The sequence below is a fragment of the Candidatus Terasakiella magnetica genome (assembly GCF_900093605.1).
GTDB lineage: Bacteria > Pseudomonadota > Alphaproteobacteria > Rhodospirillales > Terasakiellaceae > Terasakiella > Terasakiella magnetica.
The window spans coordinates 210405-233194 of record NZ_FLYE01000046.1; the positions used below are offsets into that span (position 1 = coordinate 210405).

Genomic DNA, 22790 nt, shown 5'->3' on the forward strand with positions numbered 1-22790 from the left:
TGGGTCTCCGTCTGTTTCATGAAGTTCATCATCATAAATCTTTAGTTTGCGTAAGCTTGGGCAAATTCATTGGCGCGTTGGCGCACACCGGGAGGCGCACTTGCATCTTCAGCCAGATTTTTCATCAACTCAGCTGCTTTTGCCCCATTGCCAGCTTTGGCTTGGGCATAAGCCTGAATTTCTTTTGCACTGTGGCGCCACGGGTTTGTGCCACCCACAAGTGGATCAAGGCGTTGAATAATGTCTTGAGCATCTAAAACATCAAGGCCGTTAAGCGCGCCCAAGATCAGGGCCATGTCGCGAAAGACCGGGTCAATCTCGCCATTTTGCGCAATTAGGAAATAGGCGTTTGATGCCTCTTGATATTTATTCTCGCGTGCCAGAAGTCCCGCTTCTTGCAGGCGTGCCAATGTGCCATAGCCCAGACCACCTTGACCAGCTAGCTCTTGAAAGGCCTTAGAAGCATCGGCAAAATTATCTTTGCGTGCCAGATCAAGGGCAGAGGCATATTGATCCCCAAGAACCTGACGGTTATCAAGGTCATAAGCTTTCCAGCCTTCATAGCCCCCAACCGCAATGATCACTGCGACAATAGCCGCAATTAACGTGTTACCATATTGCTTCCAAAGCAGAGTTGCTTTGTCTTGGCGCAGTTCTTCATCAATTTCTTTAAAAAGATTGCTTACGGAAGCGTCTTCTTCAGCCACGGCACTTATTCCTAAATAATTCAAAATCGTTGCGATAACATAGCTTTTCACATCCGCCAATGCAAACGCGCTTTCACTTTCAAACAGCTATTTATCGTTTTTTTGTGACGAAAATAGGGAGAAGCTGATAAAAACATCAAGAAAGATGCTTTTAAAATAAATTTGAAGAAGAAAAAAGCCGATGAAACGACTTTTGTACATGCTCGCCCTTGGGCTATCGCTCATAACCGTGATTGGTTATGTGGTCGGTAAAAACTGGGAAGAAGCAGCCCTGCTGGCCGAAGTGGAAATGGACCAGCAACAAAAGATCAAATACTGGAAAAGCCAGTCAAAAAAAGGCAATCCTGATGCCCAGTATAAGCTGGGAATATATTATGAAAAGCAGCGCACCGATTTTTTAAATGCGCAAAAATGGTACAGGGTTGCAGCCAGTAAAGGCCAGCACGCTGGCGCACAATATAAGTTGGCCCAGCTTTATATGAATGGCCAAGGTGTTGAAAATAACCTGCCAGCCGCGATGAAATGGTTTCGCAAATCCGCAACCAAAGGCGATGCACGCGCGCAATATTTTTTAGGCATTGCTTATCGTGATGGCTGGGAGCGCGGTGAAAATTTTATCGAAGCTTACAAATGGTTTTTACTGTCAAACCGTAACGCTGCATTGGTGCGCGCAGAAGATCCGCGTTTTGACCCCACAGTTGCACTTGCAGAGATGGATGAACGTATGAGCCGATTTGATCGTGAACAAGCGCAAAAACGTGTGGATAAATGGCGCAAACGCTAAGTTGCAATTGCCCTTTGGTGTGGTTTTCTATAAGGTCCGCGCCAAGGAAGTATTGATAAAAAAGGAAGTGTCGTTATGGGTCTTTATGCTTTAGCTGGTCCTTTGTTGCGTTTGGTCTCACCTGAAAAGGCCCATGGGCTTGCCATTACGGCGTTAAAAAACGGCCTTCTTCCAAAAACACCAGCCGTGATAGACCCTATCTTGGCCCAAAGCTTATGGGGAATGGATTTCAAAAATCCCGTTGGCTTGGCTGCAGGTTTTGATAAAAATGCAGAAGTGCCAGATGCGATTTTAGGCCAAGGGTTTGGCTTTACTGAAATTGGCTCTGTCACACCTATCGCCCAACCGGGCAACCCACAACCGCGCCTGTTTCGCCTTAGTGATGACCAAGCTGTCATCAACCGCATGGGCTTTAATAATGAAGGGCTTGAGGCGGTGGCTGCGCGCTTAAAATCACGTGCGCGAAACGGGATTGTCGGGGCGAACCTTGGCAAAAATAAAACCCAAGAAGACGCCGCGGCTGATTATGTTGCCGGGACAAAAGCCTTGGCAGGTCTTTCTGATTATCTTGTGGTGAATGTGTCATCACCCAACACACCGGGCCTGCGTGCCTTGCAAAGTAAGGATCAACTGGCGGCTTTGCTCAATGCGGTTTTGGTTGCGAGAAACGAAACGGTACCCCAAGGTAAAGCGCCGTTATTGTTAAAAGTTGCGCCTGACCTGACAGATGAAGATAAGGCTGATATTGTGGATGTGGCTTTGCAAACTGGTATTGACGGGATGATCGTTTCCAACACCACGATTGAGCGTCCTGAGAGTTTAACAAGTGCTGATAAAGGCGAAGGCGGTGGCCTAAGTGGTCAGCCGTTGTTTGAACCTTCCACACAAGTGCTTAAAGAAATTGCCAAACTGGTTGATGGGCGTTTCCCCTTAATCGGGGTTGGCGGTATTTCAAATGCAGATCAGGCCTATGCCAAAATTCGCGCAGGCGCTTCACTCGTGCAGCTCTATTCTGCCCTTGTTTATGGTGGGTTGGAACTGGTTGGTGAGATCAACCGCGGTTTGGTTGAGCATCTTAAGCGCGATGGCTTTGAAAATATTAAACAAGCTGTTGGTGCAGACTTGTGATAAGAGACGAGAGTAACTAGATTAGAACTATGTCAAATCTCATTAGAATCTTAAAAGCCGAACATCTTAATATCGCTCATACCTTAAGCGAGGTCATGCTCTTTGGTGTTAATACGCCTGAGGGCAAAGAACAGCTGATGGCGGCAAAGTCCGGCTTGTTGATGCATTTACAGCGCGAAGATGCCGAGCTTTACCCGGTACTGGTTGAAGCTGCAAAAACAGATGAAAACCTTGGTAAAACAGTGGATTTGTTTTTAGCTGACATCATGGAAGTCACAGAAAAAGCATTAGCTTTTTTTGCAAAATACGAAAATGTAAATGATCATGCAGAGTTTGAGGCCGATTTCACAGAGCTTCTTGCACTCTTAACACAACGTATCAAGAGTGAAGAGCAAGTGATTTACGAACATTATGACCAGTTGGTGAATTGCGATTAAGCAACACCTGCACGACCCATGGCGAGGAACTTCTCGCGACGGCGCGCTTTTAAAACACCACCATCATGGGTGAGCTGTTCACGAATGGATGTATCAATAACTTTGCGAACCGCATCAAAGGTATCATCCAAGCTGCGATGAGCCCCGCCAAGAGGCTCAGGAATGACATCATCAATAACAGCCAGACGATGCAGGTCTTGCGCGGTGATGTTAAGCGCATCTGCCGCAGATTCTGTATAATCGTTAGAACGCCACAAGATTGATGCGCAGCCTTCTGGTGAGATCACCGAATAGATGGAATGTTCCAGCATGTAGATATCATTGGCACAGGCAATGGCAATGGCCCCGCCAGAACCGCCTTCACCAATAACGATAGAGGTAAAGGGCACTTTAACCTGTAGGCATTTTTCAATTGAGCGAGCAATGGCTTCAGATTGTCCGCGCTCTTCTGCATCCGCACCGGGAAAGGCCCCTGCGGTATCCACAAAAGTCACAATCGGCAGGTTGAAACGTTCTGCCATATCCATCAAGCGCTGGGCTTTGCGATAGCCCTCAGGCTTTGCCATGCCGAAATTATGTTTTACACGGGTTTCGGTACTGTTGCCTTTTTCATGGCCCATGACCACAACGCTATGACCTTCAAAGCGGCCCAAGCCACCAATGATGGCGCAATCTTCTGCATAAAGACGATCGCCCGCCAAAGGGGTGAAATCTTCAATCAGATTTTCAATATAATCAGATGTATGAGGGCGCTCAGGATGGCGCGCAACTTGCGTTTTCTGCCAAGGTGTAAGCTTGGAATAAGTGTTTTGCAGAAGCTTTTCTGCTTTATTTTGCAAACGGCTGACTTCTTCAGCGATATTGATTTCCTCGCCGGAAGCGCTTACATGGCGCAATTCCTTGATTTTACCTTCTAATTCGGCAATCGGTTTTTCAAAATCAAGATACGTATGCATAAAATCCTCAGGTGCAAATTAACTGTTCGCAAAGACAACGACTTTAAAGCCGCTGACATCTTTTTGCGCCAGCGGCTTTGAGAATGCAAGCTTTTTAAGTATCAGCTGCTTTTGTCGGTGTAATATGATCGCTAATGGGGAGTTCTTTTTCGCTCGGGTAATCAACGGCAAGGCCATATAAAGGGTCTTCAATCACGTTGATTTCCACCATATCACCTGCTTTTTCCAAGAGAACCTGACAATCAGGGCTCAGGTGGCGCAGATGCAGCTGTTTGCCTGCTTTTAAGTAACGTTCCGCCAAGGCATCAATGGCTTCAAGGCCGGAGTGATCCCACACGCGCGATTCTACGAAATCAATCACCACATCATCCGGGTCATTTTTGGGGTCAAACAGCTCTTTAAAGCTGGTGATGGAACCAAAAAACAGCGGACCATGAAGTTGATAGACTTTAGAGCCATTGGGCAAAATCTTGGTTGTGACATCAACGCGTTTGGCAGCTTTCCAGGCAAAGACAAGGGCAGAAACAATCACCCCAACAATAACTGCAATCGCGAGATCACTAATCACGGTGACACCGGATACCAAAATGAGAACAAAGGCATCCGTGCGTGGAATTTTGTTTAAAATGCGCAGTGAGCTCCATTCAAACGTGCCAACCACAACCATGAACATGACACCAACCAGCGCAGCCAGTGGAATTTGTTCAATGAGGGAGGAGGCAAACAGGATGAAGGAAAGCAAGAACAAGGCGGCTGAAATACCTGCCAAGCGCCCGCGACCACCTGAATTCACATTGATCATGGATTGACCGATCATAGCGCAACCACCCATGCCGCCAAAGAAGCCTGTTGCAACATTGGCTGCACCTTGGGCGATACATTCTTTAGAAGCACGACCATGTGTTTCGGTAAGTTCTGCCACAAGGGTAAGGGTCAAAAGCGATTCAATCAGGCCGATAGCAGCAAGGATCACTGCATAAGGCAGGATGATATAAAACGTTTCCAGACTAAACGGGACAGCCGGAATATGGAACTCAGGCAAACCGCCTGCAATGCTTGCCATATCACCAACCGTGCGCGTATCAAGCCCGCCATAGATCACTGCTAAAGAAACCACCGCAATGGCTGCTAGGGGTGCGGGGATCAGGGTTGTGAATTTAGGTAGATATTTAATGATAGCCATGGTCACAGCCACAAGGCCAAGCATCAGGTATAAGGGCTCTCCGCTCATCCATTCAAGGTTGCCTGTGATATCTTCAACTTTAAACTGACCGAGCTGGGCCAAAAAGATCACAATTGCCAAACCGTTGACAAAGCCAAGCATAACCGGATGAGGGACAAGGCGGATGAATTTACCCAGATGCAGCGCACCGGCAATCACCTGTAAAACACCCATCAACACCACGGTTGCAAAGAGATATTCCACCCCATGCTGGGCAACAAGGGCAACCATAACAACAGCCAAGGCGCCGGTTGCACCACTGATCATACCCGGACGACCGCCAAAAACAGCCGTGATGAGGCCAACCATAAAGGCTGCATAAAGGCCAACAAGGGGATGAACACCAGCAACAAATGCGAATGCAACAGCTTCTGGAACAAGGGCAAGCGCGACGGTTAAACCGGATAAGATATCCACGCGCGCATTTGCGGATGCCTTGGAGACAAGCTGAAACATAGGGGGAACCTCAATAAATTAATATTATTGTGCAATGCAAAAAGAGTTCTTCGGGTCATAGCAATTATTTTGCTGAACCGCAAATGGTTATTTTTCAGCGCCTTTAAACCCATGCTTTGGTTTTTACTGATCTTAAGCGATGAAATTTTCGATATTTTGCTCAGTTTGGGGGCCGTATGATTTGTTTCGCCCAGACTGTTTGGCTTTATACATACGCTCATCCGCTTTTTCGACCATTTCCAGCCAATCCAAACATTTGTCTTTTTGCAGCTCACAAATGCCGATACTGGCTGTCATGGGGGTGCCATCAGGTCTTTCGCCAAATTTATGTTCTCTGATGCGCTCAGTAACGGTGGTGATATGCTCACACGATGTATTGGGCAAAATGATGACGAATTCTTCACCGCCCCAACGGATCAGCTGGTCACTGCGACGCAGGCATTTAAAAAGCTGGGTTGAGATTTGTTTTAAGGCACGGTCCCCGCGTTCATGACCATGGTTGTCATTAATCTCTTTAAAATGGTCAATATCAATAAACATCAGGGTTAAAGGCGTGTGGGTGCGCGATGAAATGCGAAACTGAAGATCGAGAAACTCTTCACCTGAGCGCCGTGTATAAGCACCTGTGAGGGAATCTTTAGAAGCCTGATTGATCAAGGAGATCATATAATGCAGCTGGCTCATCCCTGAAAAGACAGAGACCCCAAGAACCACAAACATCAACCAAGTGACATTGATAAAGCTTGCCAAATCAAAGGCGGGCTGTTGAGCAGCACCAATGATCACCACAATAAGCACAGAGACACCCGCAAGCAGGGTTTCAAGCGCGGTTAGCGGAAAGATGCTTAAGCCCGCAACCACAATAAAGGGCAGGAAAGTGTAGATGCTTGAAAGCACACTACCCAGTGCAGAAAGCTCAAGATTGACCAAGAAGGGTTGGGAAATCAGATAGAAGATCGGTGGGATAGATAGCATGCCGCCCAAGAGCAGGTAGGCATTTTGCATATCCCGAAAGGCGCTATGTAAACGATATAAAGAAAAGAAGATAACCGCTGAACACAGGCGCAATAAAACAAGCAAGCCCCAATAAGGCCATTGAAAGGCGTAATAATCCAGAATGCTCCACAGGGGGACCGTGATGGCAAAAAACAGTGAAAGCAGGCCGACGCGGCTGGCGATGATTTTTGCACGGTGGCGCTGGATATGGGTGGAATGGGAAAACGGGTGGAACAATTCCCCGTATCTGGCAAACCAGTCAGACAGGCTAAATGAGGGGGGAGTGTGGTTATGCTCGTTCATATTCATAGCGCGCCAACTTATCGTTTTTTAGTGGTTTCTTATATTAATTGATACTGGCAATACCACTGTTTGTTTTGGATTTCAATTAAAAGGCAAACAAAAGGCCCGAAAGTAAAACTTTCGAGCCTTTTAAAAGAAACGAAGTGGTCAGATTAAAGACCGTAAGCCTCTGCCAAGTCAGGGTCTTTTGCCGCAACCTGTTTGGCAAGGTCAACGATCACCTTGGCTTGTTTCCATGTGGCATCATCCTGCATTTTACCATCAATCATGACAGCGCCTGTGCCATCTGGCATGGCTTCGATAATGCGAATGGCGAATTTGGCTTCTTCAACATCTGGTGAGAAGACTTTTTTCGCAATGTCGATCTGTTTAGGGTGAAGCGACCATGCGCCCACACAACCAAGCAAGAACGCATTACGGAACTGTGCTTCACAAGCCTCGTTATCAGAGAAATCACCAAAGGGACCGTAAAAGGCTTTAATGCCGTTTGACTGACAGGCATCAACCATTTTCGCAACAGTGAAGTGCCACAAATCTTGTTGATACAAAGTACGTGCAGCGCCTTCTTCAGTGGCATCTTCCAAAACGCCGTAGAACGGATGACCACCGCCAACGCGTGTTGTTTTCATACCGCGTGAAGCCGCCAAATCAGCAGGGCCAAGGCTCATACCGTGCATACGTGGGCTTGCTGCCGCAATTTCAGAAACCTGTTCCACACCCAGTGCTGTTTCCAAAATAGCATGGATCATGATCGGCTTTTTAACGCCATGTTTGGCTTCAAGCTGAGCCAGAAGTTGATCCACATAGTGAATGTCCCAAGGACCTTCCACTTTTGGCAACATCAAAACGTCGAGCTTATCACCAGCGGCTGCAACAATTTCTGTCACATCATCAAGGAACCATGGTGAGTTCAGGCAGTTCACACGTGTCCATAAAGACGTTGAGCCAAAATCTGTGCTTGTTGCCACTTCGATGAAGCCAGCGCGGGCTTCTTCTTTGGCATCCATAGGAATGGCATCTTCAAGGTTACCAAGGATCACGTCTACTTTTTTGACCATGTCCGGCACTTTGGCGCGCATTTTTTCCATGTGCGGTGGGAAGAAGTGAACCATACGTTCCAGCTTCACCGGAATTTCACGATAAGGCTCAGGTGCACCAATGGCGAGGGGCTCAAAAAACTTCTTAGCTGGTTTGGTCATATCTAAACGTTTCCATTGTTCTTAAAAGGGAGCCATAAAAGGCAGCTCTCGAATCTGAAAAGGATTGTGCATTGCGAAGACGCACCGCACAAGTGTTTTTTGATAAAATGAAGTTGCAAATGTTACTATGGTAACTAAGGCTTTGAAGCGGAGCTGTTATTCATCATCGGGATTAAATAATGCCGCCAGTGGGTGCTTATTGAGCACCAGTTGTTTTTCACGCTCGCCAATCATATGGGTATAGATGGTGGTGGTGGAAATATCGGCATGACCAAGCATCAGTTGCAGGCTGCGTAAATCCACATCACGGTCCAGCAGATGGCTGGCAAAAGAATGGCGAATAACGTGGGGAGAAACTTTTTTGGTGATGCCTGCCTTAATGGCCATAGAGCGCAGTTCTTTATCAAAAGTCGCGCGTGAAACATGGCCTTCTTTGGCGCTGCGTGATGGAAAGAGCCATGTGCTTTCTTGGCCTTCGCGCAGGAACTCATGTCGTTCTTGTATATAAAGGTCAACCGCATCAATGGCGGCTTTGGTCAGCGGCACCATGCGTTCTTTATTGCCTTTACCTGTGACAATCAACATTCCTGTCTGGCGGGTAAAGGCAGAAAGGGGCAAGCCGACCAGTTCAGAAACGCGCAAGCCACAAGCATAGAGAATTTCCAGCATGGCAGAAAGACGCAGGCCTTTGGGTGAATTGTCCTTTTTAGTCTCATTTAACAGCTCATCGACTTCTTCTTCGGTGAGGAATTTGGGCAGTGTGCGCCCAAGCTTTGGCGTATCAAGGCTGGCTGCTGGGTCATCTTGGCGCAGGCGCTCGCCATACATAAACTTAAAAAACTGTTTCATGGCTGAAAGGCGGCGCGCGGCTGTGCGCGGGGCATAGCCACTGTCATGAATGACTTTGATAAACCCGCGTAAATCTTCGGTCGTCGCGGTTTCTATGCGTTGGGATTTTTTAACCAGATAGGCTTCAAGCTTTTCAAGGTCGCGGCGATAATTATCCAGCGTGTTTTGCGCCGCACCTCGTTCCACCGACATCATTTGTAAAAACGAAGTGATGTGACGCGAGGATTTCATTAATTAGAAACCAGCCTGCAAGGACGTTTCAACCGCAACCGCGCGGGCATCACGCTCCAGCCCAACAGAACGCAGGGCAAAAAGCGCATCACGCAGATAGTTGCTATCCATATTGGCTGTTTTTTCATGGCCTAAACCATGAAGGGCGAGCAAAACCGTTTCGCCAAGGCGACCTGCCATGGCAGCTTTATTCATCTTCAGCCAAATTCCGGCCTTTGGCGCTTGGCCCATGGCAAGTTTCGGGCCTTGCATTAAAGACAGCCAAAGTTGGTCAGAAACGACCAAGCCTAAGCCGTCTGCCACACTAAAGAGGCGATTGGCACGGGCAAAAGATTGTGGTGTTTCGGCTTGGGCTTTCCACCAACCCGCAAGGGCTTGATTGACCGCTTGGGGAGCCACATCAAAACCAGCAAAAACAGCGAGTGGGCGTACATCTGTCCAGCTTTTAGCTGCTTGCACATCAGTAAAGGCGGCGTTTCTTAGCATGAGAAACCACGCTTTTGCACTCTCCCAATCCCCTGCGGCAAGTAAGGCGCGCATGGCTTTGGGGGCAAACCATAAAAGGTCGATGCTGCGTGCTAAATTAGAGATCATCGGGCGATAAAGACGCGCAATGCTAAAGAAAGTCCCGTTCTTTTTTGCCAAATCAAGGGCAAGAGATATGGTTTCTGTGCGAATAACAGCTAGTTGATTAGGCTTGGCACTGACTTGATAGAGCAAGGCTTGGGCTTTTAAGGGCTCAAGGCTTTGTGCAGAGCTAAGCGCATCGGCAAGTTCTTTATCGGAAAATTTAATGCGCTTAAAGGTTTCGCGCAGGAAATCAACACTGGCAAGATTTGCTTCAACCGCTTTTTGAATGGCGTAAATGTCCCCGGCCTTGGTGAGAAGGCTCAACATGTTCGGGTCATCAGAGGCACGGACTTCTTTTGATAAAATCGCCTTGCTTGCGCTAATGAGGGCGAGCTCAAGCGGTTTTGCGGCGGGCAGGCTTTTTACATGGCCGCGCTCGCCTGCATTTAAGGAATTCATCAGGTCGTAATAGACAGGATCATTATCGCCACTGTCTTGTAACAGGGATAAGGACAACATGGCTTGATCATTTTGTTTTGCCAGCATGCGGCAAAAGGCCATGGTCTTGACCCAGAAAGTATCTTGATTGGCTGAAAAATTACTTGAGGCGAGTGAGCAAGCGTCTGAAATTTTGTTATTTAGCAACAGGGCTTCTGTTTCTAAAATGGCAAGATCGTTGTTGCGTTCATTTTGTGGGGCACTTTTGATGAGGGAAATCACATCATTTGTCTGGCCCATTTCCGCAAGCTTGGCTGCGCGAATGGATAAAAGCGATTTTTGTGCGCTCACCCCTTGTGGCGGCTGGGCTGCACTTAATAATAAGCGGCGCTGTAAAATGCGCAAATAAGGCGCTGAGGGGCGCGCGGGCAATGTTTCCAGCAGGTTTTCCACAAACGGGCGATTGGTCCCCGACCACATGGTAGAGGCAAAAGCCTTACTGCCGCTGAGCACACCCAAAGCTTCTTTATTCACCTGATCAAGGGACTGTACGTTAATTCCGCCTGAAATGGTTTTTACCGGAACGGGGGTAACAGAGGGCACGACCGTTGGCGCTTGACCCACAGGGCTTAACGTGCGCGGGGCTAGGGTGCGCGGTGCGTTGTCTTGAGCATATACGGTGCTGGCACATCCAAAAAGGAGCGTGGCGGCGAGCGAGGCTTTAATAAATGAACGCATGTTTTTTATCTTGGAAAACGGTCGTCAGAAATCTTTTTGGTCACCGGGGCCGTTGGCGCAGGGATATCCCACGTTGCCAAGAAAACACCAGCTCCCCCAAGGGTGAGCAGGACGAGTATGAGTAGGAATTTTGAAAAAGCCTTCATGGCGTATTTATCTATTTCATCATGGTAAAAACGAACGTTGGAGCGCAGTCTAACCGTCTCTTGAGACAGTTTCAACGCAATCTATGAAGAATTCTACTTACGAAAATATAAAATCTTAATTAAAGTAGGACAAAATCGTGAAAATAAATCTTTTTTCGGAAACGGACAAACGTGCCAAATAAACAAAAAAAACTCCCCCTGCCCAAAGGGAATTCCCTTGTAATTGTGGGGCTGATGGGGGCAGGGAAGTCCTGCATCGGGCGCAATCTAGCAGCACATTATGGTGTCCCCTTTGTTGATGCAGATCGTGAAATTGAAGAGGCCGCAGGCTGCTGCGTGGCTGATATCTTCGAAATATATGGCGAAGCGGCCTTTCGCGATGGCGAGCGCCGCGTGATTAAACGCATCTTGGAAGGTGAGCCCTGCATTCTCGCAACAGGCGGGGGGGCTTTTATGAATGATGAAACCCGCAAGCTGATTGAGGAAACAGGCACATGCCTGTGGTTAAAGGCCGATGTGGAGGTGCTGATTAAACGCACAACAGGGCGTAAACACCGCCCGCTTTTAAACCAAGGCAATCCGGCAAAGGTCTTGCGCAAATTGGTGGATGAGCGTTATCCGGTCTATGCTATGGCTGATATTACGGTAGAAACAAAAGATGAAGCGCTGGATGCAACGGTTAGCCGCGTGATTACGACATTGAAAAAATTGAGCAAATAGAATGACAACACAACAAAATACCCTTCATGTGGACCTTGATGAGCGCAGCTATGACATTGTCTGTGGCCCCAATGTGCTTGAAAAAGCTGGTGAGCTGTTTGCGCCTTTATTAAAAAGCAAACGGGTTGTGATTGTGAGCGATAGCAATGTGGCCCCGCTTTATCTTGATAAACTTTGTGGTTTTTTAGAAGACGCGGGCCTATCTTGTGAAAGCGTGGTTTTACCCGCAGGTGAAGCCACAAAAAGTATTTCAAACTTTGAAAAGCTGCTCGAAGATATCTTAGCCATGGGTATTGAGCGTGGCACCAGCCTCGTGGCCCTTGGTGGCGGCGTTATTGGCGATATCACAGGCTTTGCTGCCAGTGCCTTGTTGCGTGGGATTGATTTTATTCAGGTACCGACAACCCTTTTGTCACAAGTTGATAGCTCCGTTGGGGGCAAAACAGGGATTAATGCCAAGGCGGGTAAAAACCTGATCGGGGCCTTTCATCAACCCCGCCTCGTCTTGATTGATACCCAAAGCCTCAATAGCTTGCCAAAGCGGGAATTGCTGGCAGGTTATGCCGAGGTGGTGAAATACGGCCTGTTGGGCGATGCTGAGTTTTTTGCATGGCTGGAAGAAAACGGGCAGGCCTTGATCGATGGTGATCAGGAATTGCGCCGTGAAGCCATTTTAAAAAGCTGTGCAGCCAAAGCCAATGTGGTGGCCCAAGATGAAAAAGAAGGCGGCGTGCGTGCCTTGTTAAACCTTGGTCACACCTTTGGTCACGCGCTGGAAAAAGAATGCGGCTATGGCGGGGACCTGTTGCATGGTGAGGCGGTTTCCATCGGGATGGTCATGGCCTTTGAATTTTGTGCACAACAGGGCCTATGTGCGCCAGAAGATGGCGAGCGTTTGAAAAAACACTTGGTCTCGCTTGGTATGCCGGTTGATCTGTCTTCTTTGCCCTGTCAGGACTGGACGGCAGAATTGCTCATGAAGCATATGATGAAAGACAAGAAGGTTAAAGATGGCAAAGTGACCTTTGTTCTTGTGCGCGCCATTGGGGAGGCTTATCTCAGCCGTGAGGTTGAGGATGCAGACCTGAAAACCTATCTGGATGACTTATTGAAACGATCTAAAGCTTGATCACGTTTGGAAATTGAGGGGCGATTATGACCTTTATTATATGTGCGATTGTTTTGCTGATTTTATTCTCGGCCTTTTTCTCTGGTTCAGAAACAGCATTGACGGCAGCCTCGCGCCCTTTGATGCATCAGCTGGAACAAGATGAAGAAGATAGCCGGGCAGCTACGGTAAACCGCCTGCTTGATTCAAAAGAGCGGCTCATCGGGGCGATCTTGCTGGGGAATAATCTGGTTAATATTTTAGCCTCAGCCCTGGCAACAAGCCTGATGATCCAGCTTTTTGGCGAGACCGGCGTTGTCTGGGCGACCTTGGTGATGACGGTTGTGGTATTAATTTTTGCTGAAATCATGCCCAAGACTTTTGCCTTACAAAATGCCAATAAAATGGCCTTGAGCATTGCACCGATCATGCGCGTGCTGGTCTTTATTTTGGCCCCGATCATCGCGACCATCCAGTTTATTGTGGCAGGTACCTTAAAACTCTTTGGGGCTAAAAACTCTGAAGATGGCGGGCAAAGTGAGGCGGAGTTGCGCGGGGCGATTAACCTGCATGATAGTGATGATGATGACGCTGTCAGCCAAGAACGCACCATGCTTCACAGTATCCTTGATCTCACAGATGTTGAAGTCAGAGAGATTATGACACACCGCAAGGGGGTGGTGATGATTGATGTGGACTTACCAGCTGAAGAGATTGTCGAACAGGTTCTCGATAGCCCTTATACCCGCATCCCGCTTTATCGTGATGAGCCGGATAATATTATCGGTGTGCTACATGCCAAGGCCCTGCTGCGAGCTATTCGCTCACAAAAAGGGGATTTGTCTGGGCTTAATATTGAAGAGCTTGCCAGTAAGACATGGTTTATTCCAGAAGCCACATCCCTGATGGGCCAGCTTGAGGCCTTTCGCGCGAGACGCGAACATTTTGCCATTGTGGTGGATGAATACGGCAGCGTGATGGGCATTGTCACGCTGGAAGATATCTTGGAAGAAATCGTCGGTAATATTGAAGATGAACATGATGATCAGGTCGAAGGGGTGCAGCTCCAAACAGATGGATCTTACTTTGTAGATGGGATTGTTACCATTCGTGATCTAAATCGTGAATTTGAATGGCGCTTGCCTGATGAAGAGGCGGCAACCATTGCAGGGTTGTTATTGCATGAAGCAAGACGCATCCCTGATGTGGGGCAAATCTTCCATTTCTTCGGCTTTCGTTTTGAGGTACGTGAGAGAAAACGCAACCAAATTACATCGATTCGCATTTCTCCAGCTCAAGACTGTTAAAATTTTAGATAATTCGAAATAAAACTAGATTGCATTTGAAACATATGTTTTCATTCCCATGTATAAAAAGCTCGAACAGGGCAAATGTAGTTCTACAGGGAGGGACAAAATGCAAAAGAAGTTGGTTCCAAATGTTATTAAAGAATGCCGTTGCACAACAATGACGGCAGATAAAACAGTGCGCGACGCTGCTGTTTTAATGACGGGGCAAAATATCGGTGCACTTGTTGTGGTGGATGGGGACGCAATTGTCGGCATTGTGACGGAACGCGACATGATGTGTAAAGTTGTCGGGGCAAGTGTTGACCCGGATACGGCGAAAATCGCAGATATTATGACACCAAACCCGGATACAATCACAGGCGATGCGCTGAGCGGTCAGGCTTTGGAAATGATGGTTGAAAAAGGCTATCGTCACCTCCCGATTGTAGATGAAAGCCAAAAACCCATTGGCATGGTTTCTGTGCGCGACCTTTATCAGGCTGTCCAAGAGGGCTTGGCAGAGGACTTACAAGCCTGTGAAACTTATGTACAAGGTGGGGATGGATACGGTGTAGGGGCTTGACGCCTTTGACATATCAGCCTATTTGAAAATAGAATTTAAGTCATGCAGCCGCATTTTTATAAGTGATGCGGCTGTTTGATTATGTGCAGTCTATAAACGGTGATCCCATGCCTTTACCAGAACCCGCCAAACGCAAACATCTTCATACCCGTGAAGTTTCTTTTACCGGGTATGAGCGCGAAGACGGCCTGTTTGATGTGGAAGGCCATCTGGTGGATACCAAGACCTATTCCTTCCCCAATAAGGACCGTGGCGAGATCAAGGCGGGGGAGGCTATTCATAATATGCGCCTGCGCCTCACGGTCGATGAAGAGATGATCGTGCGCGATGTGGCGGTTTCAATTGATGATAGCCCCTTTAACATGTGCACAACCATCACCCCTGCCTTTGATGTGCTTAAAGGCATGCAGGTCGGGCCGGGCTGGAACAGGCGTGTGCGTGAAAAGTTGGGGGGTGTAAAAGGCTGCACCCATTTGGTGGAGATGCTCGCCCCCATTGCCACAGCGACCTATCAGACACTTTATCCCGCCCTTAAACGCCGCCGGGAAAACCTACCTGAAGAAGAACGCGATAAGCCCTCTCTCATTGATGGTTGCCATGCGATGGATAGCAACGGCCCACTGGTGAAAGAGCGCTGGCCTGAATATTACGTGGGCAAATAAAAAGAGCCTGACTTGAACATTCAAGAAAGGCTCTGAAATACACTTATGTGTGGAAAGTCTTTAGTGCGTCAGGATGGTGCAGAGCTCTTCGCTCATGTCATCTTGCTTATGGCATGGACAGTTCGGCCCATGCTGAGAAGATTTCTTGCCATCCAGTTGTGCACGTAGATAGGCCACAATAAAAGCACGGATTGCCGACGTCCTGTTGGAACGCGGTTTATAATCAGAAATCCACGTACATAATGTATGTAAATTGGTATGTTCTTCTTCACAAATATGGTCAAGTGCCGACCACATTTCCGGTTCTAGACGGAAGCTTGTACGTTGTCCTGAAATGACCACGTTGCGGCTCACCAATGATAAAGTCATCACTACCCCAGAGTTAATATATATATATATATATATACAGCCATCAATACCCCTATTGATCTCGCAATTGGCTGTATTTTTTAACTTTAAGGTGAAATGTGACCTATGTCAATTCCCTTACATACAATGTGCTTATTTTTAAATTACACCACCTGCATACAGTAGTATTTATTCGGTGTTTTTATACTCATTTGGGGTAAGTGTTTTAAGGGCCAATGCATGGACTCGACCCTGCATTTCATCGGCTAAAACATCATAAACCATGCGCTGACGTTGAACACGCGAAACATTCTCAAACGCACTTGAAACGATTAGAAGTTGGAAATGGCTTTCACCTTGTGGGTTTGCACCCGCATGACCTGCATGACGAAACGATTCGTCTTCAAGCTTTAAAAACTGGGGCTTAAGCGCCTTTTTTAGTTTTTCTTCCATTTTTTCAGCAACGGACATTTAGTTTTCCTTTTTAGTAAAATTGTTGATTTCCAACGCCTTATAGTTGAAGCTCTTTCTCAACTTAGAGATTAAGAAATGTAAGGCTTGATAACTTTTTTGCAATACTATACTAAGGGAGTATAACAAAAGAATAGTTTTGAGGGCATTTTCATGACTCTAAAAACGGAGTCACTAATTTCTAAGTGGGAGCTATAAGCCGATGTCGGATATAGTAAACAAAAAACGAGCCGATGATGTAGACCGTTTTGTCGGCGAAAAAATCCGTGAACGCCGCATTATGCTTGGCCTGACGCAACAAGAGCTTGCAAAAGGAATCGGTGTGACTTACCAGCAGGCGCATAAGTACGAGCAAGGTGTAAACCGTGTTTCAGCAGGTCGCTTGTTTGAAATTGCCCGTATGCTCAATACACCCGTTGAGTTTTTCTTTGACGGTGTTGGTGGTGAAACGCAGCGCGAAACCAACCCGCGCGAACGTATGGGGCTGGAGCTTTCGCGCCATTTCTCTATGATTCGCAACGAAAAATACCAAGAAGCGATTTCCAGCCTGGCGCGTGCGCTGGCGGACGAAAAATAATCATTTTTTGAGACTTCTTAAAAAATCCGGTGAGTGAGAACTTTCACCGGATTTTTTTTGTGCCTTTTTCATTGCTGCCTCCCTTGCTATAAACAGGCAACTTTCCCATATGAGCCATGGGTGATTTTAATATTTGGGTTTTAAGTCGTGAACTTTAAAAGTGATCTTCGCTTCAATAGCCGTTTCTGGGAAGAGCCAGAAAACGAGATTGACCCGGACACGCCAAAATGTGCGTGGCCCGATTGCGAGGACTATGGCGAGTTTAAAGCCCCAAAATCGCGCGATACTTTGCGCAATTACCATCACTTCTGCCTTGATCATGTGCGTGAATATAATAAACGCTGGAATTACTATGAAGGTATGAACACAGCCGATATTGAACGCGACATGCGCAAAGATTACACATGGGATCGCCCAAGCTGGAATTTTGGCACCTTTAAAAACGGGCGCGGTGCAGGCGGGGCTGGCTTTAAGGATGATTTTGGCTTTTTCAACCAAGATGGCAGCTTTAAAAATGAGCCCGAAGATGACATTGCCCAATATGAATGGGAAGAGCGCAAAGCCTTTGCCTTGCTCGACCTGAAGCCCCCTGTGAGCCAAGATGAGTTAAAGGCGCGCTATAAGGTTTTGGTAAAGAAATATCACCCTGATGCCAATAATGGGGATAAAGACGCAGAAGAACGCTTCAAAATCATCAGCCAAGCCTATACATTGCTTAAAAACGTAATTATCGATTAATCCGAAAGAACTGACTTATGACTGACGTTACTGGCACACAAGCCTTTCCTTTGACGCAACCTGATACAACAGTGGATGTGCGCAAGACATTCGGTATTGATATCGATATGGACGTTCCGGCCTTTTCTGAAGGAAATGAATATGTGCCTGATCTGGACGAAACCTATCGCTTTGATAAAGAAACCACCTTGGCGATTTTAGCAGGCTTTGCCCATAACCGTCGTGTGATGGTGCAAGGCTATCACGGTACAGGGAAATCGTCTCATATTGAACAGGTGGCAGCGCGCCTAAACTGGCCCTGTGTGCGCATCAACCTTGATAGCCATATCAGCCGAATTGATCTGGTGGGTAAAGACGCCATTGTGCTTAAAGATGGCAAGCAGGTGACAGAGTTTCGTGAAGGCATCCTGCCTTGGGCCTTGCAACACCCTTGCGCCCTTGTATTTGATGAATATGATGCAGGTCGCCCCGATGTGATGTTTGTGATCCAGCGTATTTTGGAAGTTGAAGGTAAGCTGACCTTGCTTGACCAAAACCGTGTTATTCGCCCCCATGACCATTTCCGCATGTTTGCCACAGCCAATACCATTGGCCTTGGTGATACAACGGGCCTTTATCATGGCACGCAACAGATCAACCAAGGCCAGATGGACCGTTGGTCTATGGTACAGACGCTTAATTATCTGCCCCATGATGAGGAATGCGAAATCGTTTTGGCAAAATTGCCGGAGCTTGATAATGAAGAAGGGCGCAAAAACGTCAGTGCCATGGTGGAACTTGCCGATCTGACCCGTCAAAGCTTTATCAATGGCGATATCTCCACCGTCATGTCCCCACGAACAGTGATTACATGGGCAGAAAATGCCAAGATTTTTGGGGGCGATATGGGCTATTCCTTCCGCGTGACCTTCTTAAATAAATGTGACGAGATGGAACGCCCCGTAGTGGCAGAGTTTTATCAACGCTGTTTTGATGAAGACTTGCCTTTAAGTGCGGCGCGCGTGGCGCTGAGCTAAGCTGATGCAAGAAGAGATACGCGATCTTTTAAAACGGGTAACGACCGCAACGGTGCGCTCTTTTTCAGGGGAGCCGGAGTTGATGGTGAATTATTCACCCGCTGCGGCCACGGTTTCAAAAACAGCCGTGCGCTTGCCCCTGCCATCGCGTGGCGCTATCTCAAAAGATGATCTGGAACGCTTGCGCGGCACGGCTGATGCGGCCTCGCTTCGCCTGCGTTTTCATGATGCGGATCTTCATCGCGCAAAAATGCCCAGTGACCAAAACGCCCGTGAGGTGTTTGAACTGGTTGAACAGGTCCGTGTAGAATCCCTAGGCTCGCGCCGTATGAAAGGGGTGGCGCAAAACCTGCGCACGCTTTTGGATATCCGCTGTATGGAAAACGGTTGGGGCAACGCTTTAAACCGTGAAGATATCCCCATGGCCCATGGGCTGGCCCTTTTGGTGCGCGAACGTCTAACCGGACGGGAACTGCCAGCGGTGGCAAAAAAAGCTGCTGACATGTGGCGCCCGTTTTTAGAAGAACATGGCGAGACCATCCTTGAAGGACTAGCCGCCAACGCAGATGATCAAAAAGCCTATGGGGAGGCGGTATATCGTTTCCTCGAAGAGCTTGAACTGATGGAACCGCCAAGTGGGGAGCAGGATGAGGAAGAGCAATCCTCTGATGCCCAAGAAACTGAAGGTGAAGACAGCCCGTCGGATCAAGACCTTGAAAGTGTCGGTTCTGGTGCGGAAATGGGTGATGACATGGATATGCCGTCTTCACCCAGTGATGATATGGGCTCCATGGATGGGGAGTCTGAAGAAGGTGAGGAAGAAGAACAATCTTCAGGCCAAGGTGAAGAAGCCCCTGCTGGCCCCACAAGCCGCCAAAACTGGTGGGACCCTGAGCAGGCCATTGAAATTGATTATAAAGCCTATACCACCGAATATGACGAAGAAGTCGAAGCCGATGATCTGGCAGATGAGGAAGAGCTTGAACGGCTTCGACGCCAGCTGGATATGCAACTGGCAAATCTGCAAGGTGTGGTCGCGCGTATCGCCAACCGTTTGCAACGTCGCTTAATGGCGCAACAACAGCGCTCTTGGGATTTTGACCTTGAAGAAGGTTTGCTCGATTCCTCACGTTTGGCACGTATCGTGGCAAACCCGACCCATTCGCTTTCTTATAAATGGGAAAAAGAAACCGAGTTTCGTGACACGGTTGTTTCTTTGTTGATTGATAATTCCGGCTCCATGCGCGGGCGCCCCATTACGGTGGCGGCGATCAGTGCAGATATTCTGGCCCGCACGTTAGAGCGGTGCGGGGTCAAGGTTGAAGTGCTTGGCTTTACCACCAAGGCGTGGAAAGGTGGACGCTCGCGAGAAAAATGGATGAGCGAGGGTAAATTACCTAACCCGGGTCGCTTAAATGATTTGCGCCATGTGGTTTATAAGCCAGCTGATGTGCCATGGCGTCGCGCCAAAAACAATATGGGCTTGATGCTTAAAGAAGGTCTTCTTAAAGAGAATATCGATGGAGAGTCTTTATTGTGGGCCTATAAGCGATTGATGGTGCGCCCGGAAGATCGCAAAATCCTCATGGTGATTTCTGATGGGGCACCTGTGGATGATTCCACATTGTCGTCAAACCCGGGGAGCTACCTTGAAGCCCATCTTCGTGAAGTGATTGAATGGATGGAGACCAAAACACCGGTGCAGCTCACCGCCATTGGGATCGGCCATGATGTAACACGCTATTATCGAAATGCGGTGACGTTAAGTAATCCGGAAGATTTGGGCGGAACCATCTTGCAAAATCTGGCTGACCTGTTTGATGCCAAACTGGATAGTCTGCATTTAAGGGGATAGGCATTTGAAATTCTGGCTCATTCTGTTTCTTTTTATGTCACGCGCTGTGTGGGCGGAACCGATCAAGGTATGGAAAGAGGATGTAGCCTTTGCCCCTTTTAAAACCGAGCATGTGGAACTGCTTTCCATTGTAGAGCTTACCTCATTTGATAAACGCTTTGGCGGGCTTTCCAGCCTGATGATTAAGGATGATGAGATCATCAGCACAGGGGACCACGGTCATCTGTTTCGTTTTTCCAGACAGGATATGGGCCAATGTGATGTGGTGGCTTTGCGCGACCTAAAAGGAAAGCGTCTTAAAAAGAAAAAACAGCGCGATAGCGAAAGTCTGACCTTAGATGAAACAGGGCGGCTTCTCATTTCCTTTGAGCGCAATCACCGTATCCTGCCTTATAGCGGTGAGGGAAAAATTGTAGGTGATCCTATCCCTTTACCCTCAGCTGTTGAAGGGCTGCCAAATAATGGCGGCTTGGAAGCGATTGAAACGCTCAGTGATGGTCGTTTGGTTATTGTGGGGGAAGGGCGCAAGCGTGATGAGGAGATCAGCCTGTGGATAGAGGGTCATGATAAGAAAAGCTGGGAGAAGAAAACCATCACGCGCATTGATGAGTTTCGCCCCACAGGCTTAACCCGGTTGCCGGGTCGTGACCGATTGGTTTTGCTGGAAAGATATTATGCCCCGATTACAGGCGTGCGTTTGCGCCTGTCTTATCTGGATGGGATAACGGGCAAGCGCGGCGACATTCTCGCAAAGCTTGGTCCGCCTACACCCTTGGATAATTTTGAAGGGATTGCGGCTTATCAAGAAGATAACGGGCAGGTGCGTTTGATGCTGATCTCGGATGATAACTTTAGTATCTTGCAGCGTACCTTAGTGATGACATTGGGCTTGAGATAGTCAGTCCAGAGATAAAAAAATCCCTAAAAGTCGCTCATTAATTTTTTTTCTAAGGCTTTGTTAAAGGTTAGCTAAGTATCTTTATCCTGTATCGTTTGAGAGACAAAAAGAACAGGAAGGTAAATTTGATGCGCGCTATGAAAGCTGAGAAGGTGATGCAGGCCTGTGTGATTGTAGGCTTGATGGTGTCCCTTGCTGCCTGTTCTACTGTTTCAGCAATTGGTGGTGCAACGCTGGATGTGGCTACATTCGTTATTGGTGATGTCGCTGTTCCTCTAACGACGACTGTTGTTGAGGGAGCGGTTGATGTTGTTGGCGATAATCCAGATACGGCTGTGAAGGCATTGGGAGGGCTAATACCCTGAAGGATTACCTTGGCTTTAGACATAAGAAAACCCGTCTCTTCAAAAGAAGGACGGGCTATTCTTTAAAACTTAAGCGAACTACTTAAATTAAGCAGCTTTTTTAGCTTGAGCTTTTTTAACGCGGCTTTTCAAACGACGTGCTTCGCGTGGCAGCTTGTCAGCTGCTGTGTCGAGCAAGTAAGCATCAAGACCACCTTTGTGTTCGATGGTGCGCAGCGCAGAAGCGCTAACACGCAGGCCTACAGAAACGCCCAAAGCATCGCTAACCAAAGTTACATCTTGCAGGTTTGGCAAGAAACGACGACGAGTGCGGTTCTTAGCGTGGCTTACATTGTTGCCAGTTTGAACGCCTTTACCAGTAAGGGAGCAGCGACGTGCCATAATAAAAATCCTTAATCTCAAAAATACTGAAGGTGGGGCCAGACATAGTCCCGCCCTCATGAGAGACCCGCGTTTTACGCAAATGTTACAGGCGCGTCAAGGTGAATCTGACTCTTTTTATGAAGAAAATTGACATTCTATCCAAAAAGGTCATCCTCACAAAAGCTGAGTTGGCGCATCATAGTCGAAATACCAGCTTTTCCAACATAAAATACAACAAGGCAGGGGACCTGTTGCATGACCTATCTCTATCTCGCCATTGCTATTGTTGCAGAGGTGGTTGCCACATCCGCACTTAAAGCCTCAGAAGAATTCACACGTTTGTGGCCGAGTCTCATTGTGGTGATTGGATATGGGGCGGCTTTTTATTTCATGACCCTGACCTTGCGCGCCATTCCGGTGGGGATCACCTATGCCATCTGGTCAGGCGTTGGGATTGTGCTCGTCACCATTGCAGGGGCTTACTTATATAAACAAGTCCCCGACGTGCCCGCCATGATCGGTATTGGCCTTATTGTTGCGGGTGTAGCGGTAATTAATGTCTTTTCAAAAACATCGCTGCATTAATTTTAGAATCTTTTTAAAAAATGAGAATTATCAATGTTGGGCAGGCCATAGG

The 22790-nt window shown here is 47.7% G+C and carries 26 protein-coding genes; 15 read left to right on the top strand and 11 right to left on the bottom strand.

The window, feature by feature from the left end; all coding sequences use genetic code 11:
- Positions 1-41 precede the first annotated feature (41 nt).
- On the bottom strand, positions 42-707 hold the full coding sequence (locus tag MTBPR1_RS15440) for a tetratricopeptide repeat protein (protein WP_069189916.1): 666 nt from the start codon (positions 705-707) through the stop codon (positions 42-44).
- Positions 708-888: 181 nt separating this feature from the next.
- Between MTBPR1_RS15440 and MTBPR1_RS15445 the strand changes: the two genes are divergently transcribed.
- The 3 genes from MTBPR1_RS15445 (at position 889) to MTBPR1_RS15455 (ending at position 3056) form a co-directional block, all read left to right on the top strand.
- Entirely contained in the window at positions 889-1491 is a 603-nt protein-coding gene (locus MTBPR1_RS15445; protein WP_083223147.1) for a tetratricopeptide repeat protein, read from the top strand.
- A 75-nt stretch (positions 1492-1566) separates the two neighbouring features.
- A complete protein-coding gene (locus MTBPR1_RS15450; protein ID WP_069189918.1) occupies positions 1567-2619 on the top strand; it encodes a quinone-dependent dihydroorotate dehydrogenase in 1053 nt (350 codons plus the stop codon).
- Positions 2620-2648: 29 nt separating this feature from the next.
- Positions 2649-3056, top strand: coding sequence for a hemerythrin domain-containing protein (locus MTBPR1_RS15455; RefSeq protein ID WP_069189919.1), 408 nt, complete (start codon positions 2649-2651; stop codon positions 3054-3056).
- On the opposite strand, the gene MTBPR1_RS15460 is transcribed toward MTBPR1_RS15455, so the two are convergent.
- The 7 genes from MTBPR1_RS15460 to MTBPR1_RS18025 form a co-directional block, all read right to left on the bottom strand.
- Complete coding sequence (locus tag MTBPR1_RS15460) at positions 3053-4012, bottom strand: acetyl-CoA carboxylase carboxyltransferase subunit alpha (RefSeq protein WP_069189920.1); 960 nt, start codon at positions 4010-4012, stop codon at positions 3053-3055. The genes MTBPR1_RS15455 and MTBPR1_RS15460 overlap by 4 nt on opposite strands.
- 94 nt (positions 4013-4106) lie before the next feature.
- On the bottom strand, positions 4107-5690 hold the full coding sequence (locus tag MTBPR1_RS15465) for a SulP family inorganic anion transporter (RefSeq protein ID WP_069189921.1): 1584 nt from the start codon (positions 5688-5690) through the stop codon (positions 4107-4109).
- A 132-nt stretch (positions 5691-5822) separates the two neighbouring features.
- On the bottom strand, positions 5823-6995 hold the full coding sequence (locus MTBPR1_RS15470; protein ID WP_083223148.1) for a GGDEF domain-containing protein: 1173 nt from the start codon (positions 6993-6995) through the stop codon (positions 5823-5825).
- Positions 6996-7141: 146 nt separating this feature from the next.
- A complete protein-coding gene (locus MTBPR1_RS15475) occupies positions 7142-8188 on the bottom strand; it encodes an HpcH/HpaI aldolase/citrate lyase family protein (protein WP_069189922.1) in 1047 nt (348 codons plus the stop codon).
- Between the two features lie 156 nt (positions 8189-8344).
- Complete coding sequence (gene xerD / locus MTBPR1_RS15480; RefSeq protein ID WP_069189923.1) at positions 8345-9268, bottom strand: site-specific tyrosine recombinase XerD; 924 nt, start codon at positions 9266-9268, stop codon at positions 8345-8347.
- A 3-nt stretch (positions 9269-9271) separates the two neighbouring features.
- Entirely contained in the window at positions 9272-11014 is a 1743-nt protein-coding gene (locus MTBPR1_RS15485) for a hypothetical protein (protein WP_069189924.1), read from the bottom strand.
- Between the two features lie 5 nt (positions 11015-11019).
- A complete protein-coding gene (locus MTBPR1_RS18025; protein ID WP_126465286.1) occupies positions 11020-11235 on the bottom strand; it encodes a hypothetical protein in 216 nt (71 codons plus the stop codon).
- A 96-nt stretch (positions 11236-11331) separates the two neighbouring features.
- Between MTBPR1_RS18025 and MTBPR1_RS15490 the strand changes: the two genes are divergently transcribed.
- The 5 genes from MTBPR1_RS15490 (at position 11332) to MTBPR1_RS15510 (ending at position 15522) form a co-directional block, all read left to right on the top strand.
- On the top strand, positions 11332-11880 hold the full coding sequence (locus tag MTBPR1_RS15490) for a shikimate kinase (RefSeq protein ID WP_069189925.1): 549 nt from the start codon (positions 11332-11334) through the stop codon (positions 11878-11880).
- A 1-nt stretch (position 11881) separates the two neighbouring features.
- Entirely contained in the window at positions 11882-13009 is a 1128-nt protein-coding gene (gene aroB / locus MTBPR1_RS15495; protein ID WP_069189926.1) for a 3-dehydroquinate synthase, read from the top strand.
- A 26-nt stretch (positions 13010-13035) separates the two neighbouring features.
- Positions 13036-14295, top strand: coding sequence for an HlyC/CorC family transporter (locus MTBPR1_RS15500; protein ID WP_069189927.1), 1260 nt, complete (start codon positions 13036-13038; stop codon positions 14293-14295).
- A 109-nt stretch (positions 14296-14404) separates the two neighbouring features.
- Positions 14405-14860, top strand: a complete 456-nt coding sequence (locus MTBPR1_RS15505) for a CBS domain-containing protein (RefSeq protein ID WP_069189928.1) — start codon at positions 14405-14407, stop codon at positions 14858-14860.
- Between the two features lie 107 nt (positions 14861-14967).
- A complete protein-coding gene (locus MTBPR1_RS15510) occupies positions 14968-15522 on the top strand; it encodes a DUF2889 domain-containing protein (protein WP_069189958.1) in 555 nt (184 codons plus the stop codon).
- A gap of 60 nt (positions 15523-15582) precedes the next feature.
- Here the strand turns inward: MTBPR1_RS15510 and MTBPR1_RS15515 are convergent, their stop codons facing one another.
- Together MTBPR1_RS15515 and MTBPR1_RS15520 are read right to left on the bottom strand one after the other, a co-directional pair.
- Positions 15583-15891, bottom strand: coding sequence for a ribbon-helix-helix domain-containing protein (locus tag MTBPR1_RS15515; RefSeq protein WP_069189929.1), 309 nt, complete (start codon positions 15889-15891; stop codon positions 15583-15585).
- Positions 15892-16059: 168 nt separating this feature from the next.
- Positions 16060-16341: a BolA family protein gene (locus MTBPR1_RS15520; RefSeq protein WP_069189930.1), complete on the bottom strand. Its 282-nt coding sequence runs from the start codon at positions 16339-16341 to the stop codon at positions 16060-16062.
- A 202-nt stretch (positions 16342-16543) separates the two neighbouring features.
- On the opposite strand from MTBPR1_RS15520, the gene MTBPR1_RS15525 reads away from it, so the two are divergent.
- From MTBPR1_RS15525 to MTBPR1_RS15550, 6 genes are all read left to right on the top strand, one after another.
- Positions 16544-16918, top strand: coding sequence for a helix-turn-helix domain-containing protein (locus MTBPR1_RS15525; RefSeq protein ID WP_069189931.1), 375 nt, complete (start codon positions 16544-16546; stop codon positions 16916-16918).
- A 147-nt stretch (positions 16919-17065) separates the two neighbouring features.
- Entirely contained in the window at positions 17066-17656 is a 591-nt protein-coding gene (locus MTBPR1_RS15530) for a J domain-containing protein (RefSeq protein ID WP_240492934.1), read from the top strand.
- A gap of 17 nt (positions 17657-17673) precedes the next feature.
- Positions 17674-18672 (top strand): cobaltochelatase subunit CobS, encoded by a 999-nt coding sequence (gene cobS, locus MTBPR1_RS15535; RefSeq protein ID WP_069189932.1) that lies wholly within the window; start codon positions 17674-17676, stop codon positions 18670-18672.
- Positions 18673-18676: 4 nt separating this feature from the next.
- Positions 18677-20527: a cobaltochelatase CobT-related protein gene (locus tag MTBPR1_RS15540; RefSeq protein WP_069189933.1), complete on the top strand. Its 1851-nt coding sequence runs from the start codon at positions 18677-18679 to the stop codon at positions 20525-20527.
- A gap of 4 nt (positions 20528-20531) precedes the next feature.
- Positions 20532-21425, top strand: a complete 894-nt coding sequence (locus tag MTBPR1_RS15545; RefSeq protein ID WP_069189934.1) for an esterase-like activity of phytase family protein — start codon at positions 20532-20534, stop codon at positions 21423-21425.
- Positions 21426-21553: 128 nt separating this feature from the next.
- Positions 21554-21790, top strand: a complete 237-nt coding sequence (locus MTBPR1_RS15550; RefSeq protein ID WP_069189935.1) for a hypothetical protein — start codon at positions 21554-21556, stop codon at positions 21788-21790.
- Between the two features lie 87 nt (positions 21791-21877).
- On the opposite strand, the gene rpmB is transcribed toward MTBPR1_RS15550, so the two are convergent.
- Positions 21878-22171 (bottom strand): 50S ribosomal protein L28, encoded by a 294-nt coding sequence (gene rpmB, locus MTBPR1_RS15555; RefSeq protein ID WP_069189936.1) that lies wholly within the window; start codon positions 22169-22171, stop codon positions 21878-21880.
- Positions 22172-22408: 237 nt separating this feature from the next.
- Between rpmB and MTBPR1_RS15560 the strand changes: the two genes are divergently transcribed.
- Positions 22409-22738: a DMT family transporter gene (locus tag MTBPR1_RS15560; protein ID WP_069189937.1), complete on the top strand. Its 330-nt coding sequence runs from the start codon at positions 22409-22411 to the stop codon at positions 22736-22738.
- Positions 22739-22790: the final 52 nt, after the last annotated feature.

What these genes read in the sequence shown, in the direction of transcription:
- MTBPR1_RS15445 (WP_083223147.1), top strand. Translation starts at nt 889, where the DNA reads ATGAAACGACTTTTGTACATGCTCGCCCTTGGGCTATCGCTCATAACC.
- MTBPR1_RS15450 (WP_069189918.1), top strand. Translation starts at nt 1,567, where the DNA reads ATGGGTCTTTATGCTTTAGCTGGTCCTTTGTTGCGTTTGGTCTCACCT.
- MTBPR1_RS15455 (WP_069189919.1), top strand. Translation starts at nt 2,649, where the DNA reads ATGTCAAATCTCATTAGAATCTTAAAAGCCGAACATCTTAATATCGCT.
- MTBPR1_RS15460 (WP_069189920.1), bottom strand. Translation starts at nt 4,012, where the DNA reads ATGCATACGTATCTTGATTTTGAAAAACCGATTGCCGAATTAGAAGGT.
- MTBPR1_RS15465 (WP_069189921.1), bottom strand. Translation starts at nt 5,690, where the DNA reads ATGTTTCAGCTTGTCTCCAAGGCATCCGCAAATGCGCGCGTGGATATC.
- MTBPR1_RS15470 (WP_083223148.1), bottom strand. Translation starts at nt 6,995, where the DNA reads ATGAATATGAACGAGCATAACCACACTCCCCCCTCATTTAGCCTGTCT.
- MTBPR1_RS15475 (WP_069189922.1), bottom strand. Translation starts at nt 8,188, where the DNA reads ATGACCAAACCAGCTAAGAAGTTTTTTGAGCCCCTCGCCATTGGTGCA.
- xerD (WP_069189923.1), bottom strand. Translation starts at nt 9,268, where the DNA reads ATGAAATCCTCGCGTCACATCACTTCGTTTTTACAAATGATGTCGGTG.
- MTBPR1_RS15485 (WP_069189924.1), bottom strand. Translation starts at nt 11,014, where the DNA reads ATGCGTTCATTTATTAAAGCCTCGCTCGCCGCCACGCTCCTTTTTGGA.
- aroB (WP_069189926.1), top strand. Translation starts at nt 11,882, where the DNA reads ATGACAACACAACAAAATACCCTTCATGTGGACCTTGATGAGCGCAGC.
- MTBPR1_RS15500 (WP_069189927.1), top strand. Translation starts at nt 13,036, where the DNA reads ATGACCTTTATTATATGTGCGATTGTTTTGCTGATTTTATTCTCGGCC.
- MTBPR1_RS15505 (WP_069189928.1), top strand. Translation starts at nt 14,405, where the DNA reads ATGCAAAAGAAGTTGGTTCCAAATGTTATTAAAGAATGCCGTTGCACA.
- MTBPR1_RS15510 (WP_069189958.1), top strand. Translation starts at nt 14,968, where the DNA reads ATGCCTTTACCAGAACCCGCCAAACGCAAACATCTTCATACCCGTGAA.
- MTBPR1_RS15515 (WP_069189929.1), bottom strand. Translation starts at nt 15,891, where the DNA reads ATGACTTTATCATTGGTGAGCCGCAACGTGGTCATTTCAGGACAACGT.
- MTBPR1_RS15520 (WP_069189930.1), bottom strand. Translation starts at nt 16,341, where the DNA reads ATGTCCGTTGCTGAAAAAATGGAAGAAAAACTAAAAAAGGCGCTTAAG.
- MTBPR1_RS15525 (WP_069189931.1), top strand. Translation starts at nt 16,544, where the DNA reads ATGTCGGATATAGTAAACAAAAAACGAGCCGATGATGTAGACCGTTTT.
- cobS (WP_069189932.1), top strand. Translation starts at nt 17,674, where the DNA reads ATGACTGACGTTACTGGCACACAAGCCTTTCCTTTGACGCAACCTGAT.
- MTBPR1_RS15540 (WP_069189933.1), top strand. Translation starts at nt 18,677, where the DNA reads ATGCAAGAAGAGATACGCGATCTTTTAAAACGGGTAACGACCGCAACG.
- MTBPR1_RS15550 (WP_069189935.1), top strand. Translation starts at nt 21,554, where the DNA reads ATGCGCGCTATGAAAGCTGAGAAGGTGATGCAGGCCTGTGTGATTGTA.
- rpmB (WP_069189936.1), bottom strand. Translation starts at nt 22,171, where the DNA reads ATGGCACGTCGCTGCTCCCTTACTGGTAAAGGCGTTCAAACTGGCAAC.
- MTBPR1_RS15560 (WP_069189937.1), top strand. Translation starts at nt 22,409, where the DNA reads ATGACCTATCTCTATCTCGCCATTGCTATTGTTGCAGAGGTGGTTGCC.